The organism is Pseudoduganella buxea (assembly GCF_009720835.1).
Taxonomy (GTDB): Bacteria; Pseudomonadota; Gammaproteobacteria; order Burkholderiales; family Burkholderiaceae_D; genus Rugamonas; species Rugamonas buxea.
On the sequence record NZ_WNKZ01000264.1, the window covers coordinates 1 to 424 of the forward strand.

Annotated in this window: 1 pseudogene; it reads left to right on the forward strand. The window is 76.2% G+C overall.

Going from position 1 to position 424, the window contains the following annotated elements:
* Positions 1-424 (forward strand): annotated as a pseudogene (locus GM672_RS28680) (hypothetical protein); the annotation flags it as partial.

Sequence of the window (424 nt, forward strand, 5' to 3'; positions counted from 1 at the left end):
CGTGGGCCGGGCCGACGAGCGCATCGCCGCGCTGGCCCTGCGCAGCCGTGTGCTGTGGCTGCAGGGCCAGCCGGACCAGGCTGGCGCCGTCGCGGCCGAGGCCGTACGCCAGGCGCAGGCGCTGGAACACGATGCCAGCCTGTGCTATGCGCTGCTGTCGGCCTGCCCGGTGGCGCTGTGGCGGGGCGATATCGACGTGGCCGGCACGTACGCCGACCTGATGGCGGCCACGGCCAGGCGGGGCAACCTGGCGCGCTGGCTGTTCTGGGCGCGCCTGTTCCGCGTCGGGCTTGCCAGGCAGGGCGGCGCCAAGGGCGCGGAACCGGCCGACACGCTGGCCCGCCACGCGCTGTGCACGGGGCTGCACCTGGACATGCTGGGCACCTTGCACGAGCGGCTGCTGACGCCGGCCGCGCTGGCGCGC